This is a genomic window from Allobosea eneae, from assembly GCF_042657265.1.
Taxonomy (GTDB): domain Bacteria; phylum Pseudomonadota; class Alphaproteobacteria; order Rhizobiales; family Beijerinckiaceae; genus Allobosea; species Allobosea eneae.
The window spans coordinates 1-3,556 of sequence record NZ_JBHSLW010000074.1; the positions used below are offsets into that span (position 1 = coordinate 1).

The 3,556-nt window shown below is 65.3% G+C and carries 3 protein-coding genes; all 3 read right to left on the reverse strand.

Annotation, left to right across the window (positions count from 1 at the left end; genetic code table 11):
- Nucleotides 1-176: 176 nt before the first annotated feature.
- The 3 genes from ACFPOB_RS27545 to ACFPOB_RS27555 are packed head-to-tail and all read right to left on the reverse strand — an operon-like array spanning nucleotide 177 to nucleotide 3,318.
- Nucleotides 177-1,184 (reverse strand): tyrosine-type recombinase/integrase, encoded by a 1,008-nt coding sequence (locus tag ACFPOB_RS27545; protein WP_377801455.1) that lies wholly within the window; start codon nucleotides 1,182-1,184, stop codon nucleotides 177-179.
- Nucleotides 1,181-2,098, reverse strand: coding sequence for a tyrosine-type recombinase/integrase (locus ACFPOB_RS27550; RefSeq protein WP_377801456.1), 918 nt, complete (start codon nucleotides 2,096-2,098; stop codon nucleotides 1,181-1,183). The genes ACFPOB_RS27545 and ACFPOB_RS27550 overlap by 4 nt, the downstream gene beginning before the upstream one ends.
- On the reverse strand, nucleotides 2,092-3,318 hold the full coding sequence (locus ACFPOB_RS27555) for a tyrosine-type recombinase/integrase (protein WP_377801457.1): 1,227 nt from the start codon (nucleotides 3,316-3,318) through the stop codon (nucleotides 2,092-2,094). Before ACFPOB_RS27555 ends, ACFPOB_RS27550 begins: the two co-directional genes overlap by 7 nt.
- Nucleotides 3,319-3,556: the final 238 nt, after the last annotated feature.

A 3,556-nucleotide genomic window follows, 5' to 3' on the forward strand; every position in this document is an offset into this window, starting at 1 on the left:
GCGGGGAAGAAGATCGCCGGCACGCCGTTGCGGGGAACAGGCCGGGTCTTGAGACCGCATCTCGGGGCAGATCCGCCCAGCAAGGCCCGTCGGTCGCAGGGCATCACGGCACGCCCGGAGAACCTCCCGCTCAGGTCGGGTGGCGCTGCCATGATGACCACCCGGTCCTCACGAGTTCATGTCGGCACGGTGCGCACATCGGCCATCAGCGACGCGATCAATGCGTCGGGCGCCTTGAACCGACCGCGTCGAAGCGCCGGCGGCAACACCGCCTCGACGGCTTCGAGTTTTTCGGACGGATCCATCCGCAGGTACACCTCGGTCGTGCGGATGTCGGCGTGGCCAAGCCAGAGCGCGACCTTGCGGATATCGTGGGTGGCCTGCAGCATCAGGACCGCACAACTATGTCGCAGAAGATGTGGCGACAGCGTACGACCGCTCAACGTCGGGCATCGGGCCGCGGCGGCTTTTGCGTGCTTTTCGAGGATGTATTCGAAGCCGGCGCGGGTCATCGCCATCCCCTGTGCGTTGACGAACAACTCCGGCGCCGGCGGCTTTTCTCGCACCGCAAGCCAGGCGCGCAGGTCGCGAGCGGTTTCTTTCCAGAGCGGAAGGCTGCGTTCGCGCCGGCCCTTGCCGAACACCAGGATGCTCGGCCTCGGTTGCAAAGTGACATTCTCGAGGGTGAGGCCGGTCAACTCGGAGACCCGCAGACCGCCGGCGAAGCACAGATGCAACATCGCCCGATCCCGTAGCCCCAAGCGTGTCGTCGCGTCGGGCGCATCGAGCACGGCGCGAACCTCGTCCATGGTCAGATGGCGGATGAGCTTCTGGTCATGACGTTTGCCCGGGATCGCGTTGATCTGGGCAATCTGCTCCAGGGCGCCGGGATGCCGCCACTCGACATAGCGCATGAACGACTTGATCGCGGCGAGCCGCAGATTGCGGGTCGCCGGACCGTTGCCGCGATCATGCTCGATGTGATGCAGGAACGCGACCACCATGTCGGCATCAATCTGCTCGAGTTGGAGCAGAGACGGGCGCGTGTGCAGGCGTTCGGCGGCGAAGGCGAACAACAGCCGGAAGCTGTGCGCGTAAGTCTCGCAGGAGTTCGGACTGTAGCCGCGCTGCTGCGGCATGTGCTCGCGCATGAAGCTGGTGATGAGCGGGGCGATCGGCGTCATGCGACCTCCCCGGCGACAAAGGCCTCGGCAGCACCGGCAATATCGGCCATGAGGTCCGGCGTGGATTCCAGATACCAGTAGGTATTCCGGATGTGCGCATGGCCGAGATAGGTGGCGAGAGCGACGAAGTCGCGCGCAACGTCATCACGACGCATCGCGCATTGCTCCAGCACGCGCGTCGCGAAGGTGTGACGCAGATCATGGATACGCGGACGCCGCGATCGATCCCGACCGACGCCGGCCTTGCGCAGGATCACGCCGAAGTTGCCATGGACGGTTCGATGCCCCATCGGCTTGCCATCGACCGACAGGAACACATGGTCGTCCATCCCGGCAAACCGCCGTCGGACCTTAAGATAGGCCTGCAGCGCATCGACCACGCTGGCGTGCATCGGTACGAGCCGGCTCTTGTTGAACTTGGTCTGGCGGATAAGCAGCACCCCGTCGGGCAGCAGATCGTCCAGCCTCAGATTCAGAGCCTCGGAGATCCGCAGCCCCGTCGACGCGAGCAGCCCGATGAGCATCACATAGATGTGGCGCCTGAGCGGGCTGGGCTTCTGCCGCCGCAGATTTCCTGCAGCATCGAGCATGCGGGCCAGCTCCTCCGGCGTGTAGATATAGGGTGCGGGACGTGCTGCAGTGCGGTTCGGATGATGATGCGGCACCTCATGCTTGCGATCCTCCGCGTAGAGAAAGCGGGCAAGGTGCGCGATCTCTCGAAGCCGCCGCTGGCGACTGCGCGGGGTCGACGAGACGGCCGCCACCCAGGCGATCGCTGTCTCGCGGCGAACATGGGTATCACCCCGGTCGACCGCATAGCGCGCGAACGCGGCGAGGTGTCGGGCCGTTTTTGCGAGCTTGAAGCCGAGCGAGCGGCGCAGCTCGATATAGCGATCAACATCATCGATCAGCATGGCGACCTCCCCGGCCAGGGGCGCGCGATGGCCGACAGCAGCGCGATATCGACCTTGGCGTAATGCGCCGTCATCGCCTGCGACCGATGGCGCAGCACCGTGCTTACGCCCTGCAGGCTGACGCCGTGGCGGAGCATCGCCGTGGCCGCCGAGTGACGCAGGATATGCGCACCCTTGCAGCGGCTCTCGACGCCTCCACGCTTGAGCGCGCGCTTGACCAGGCATTTGATCGTGATGCGGTCGATGGGCCGCAGCGGCGCATATTCGGTGATGAACAGGGTTGGTGTGGCCAGCGCCGGTCGTCCGCGTTCGATATAGGCGAGCAGCGCGTCGCCGATCTCCTGGGTGAGCGGCAGCAACTCCTCGCGTCGGCCTTTGCCCCACAGGCGGATGCTGCCCTGCCGCCAGTCGATATCGTCGAAGCCGAGCCGCGCCACCTCGCTCGCCCGAAGCCCGAGCCGGACCAACAGCAGGATGACGGCTCGGTCGCGTAGGCGCCGCTCTCCGTCGCACGCACCGATGATCCGCGCGATGTCGGCATCAGGCAGGAAGCGCGGGATCGATGCCAGCCGCCACCCCGCAACATTTGGCATGGCGTGGTCGAGCCCGGGCGGACATCGTCCTGTCGCGATCAGGAAGCGCAGGAAAGCGCGGATGCCGACCGATATGCCCTTCATTCGCGCGACCGACACGGCTTTCGCACGTTCGATCATGTATGTGCGGATCGTCACGGCGTCGTAGGCAGCCGGTGCATCTCCCAGCGTTTCGACGAAGGGAGTGATCGTCCCAAGATATGTGGCGAGCGTCGTTTCGGCCAAGCCGCACTGCTCCCGAGCCCAGGTCGCAAACTCGGCCACCAGTGGCGCTGACGATTTGGCCGGCGATCGCGTCAACACGCCTCGATCCTCAAGGTAGGCGATGAACAGCTTGACGGTCTCGACCGCGTCCTTGTTGACGTCGCCGCGGAAGCGCGGCCGATGTCCCGCTTCGATCAAGGCGAACGAGGCCGCGTACGCCTCGCGGATTGCAGCCAACGTATGGCCTTCCCCGCGCGCCCAGTGCGTCCAACTCGCAAGCAGCCGCATCCTCTCGACAATCGTCAGTGACGTATATCGTCGCTCACGAAGCCATCGAGCAAAGTCCGCTGCGTGGTCCGCGGCCATTCCTGCCTTCAACCGATCCCAGACCGCGTTCTTACGAACATAAATACCTGTCGGCATGTCACCTCCGTCTGCATGTGGAGGCGGGACTATGGTCGGGGCGATTGTTGTTCGGAACGTCAGTCAGCGGTTGTGCCGGGCGCGCTCGTGCCGGGCGTGTCCGACCTGAGCGGGAGGTTCTCCGGACGTGCGGTGATGCCTGCGACCGACGGGCCTTGCTGGGCGGATCTGCCCCGAGATGCGGTCTCAAGACCCGGCCTGTTCCCCGCAACGGCGTGCCGGCGATCTTCTTCCCCGC

Bases quoted from the DNA above. Each gene is read 5' to 3' on its own strand.
- ACFPOB_RS27545 (WP_377801455.1), bottom strand. From the start codon at position 1,184: ATGACGCCGATCGCCCCGCTCATCACCAGCTTCATGCGCGAGCACATG.
- ACFPOB_RS27550 (WP_377801456.1), bottom strand. From the start codon at position 2,098: ATGCTGATCGATGATGTTGATCGCTATATCGAGCTGCGCCGCTCGCTC.
- ACFPOB_RS27555 (WP_377801457.1), bottom strand. From the start codon at position 3,318: ATGCCGACAGGTATTTATGTTCGTAAGAACGCGGTCTGGGATCGGTTG.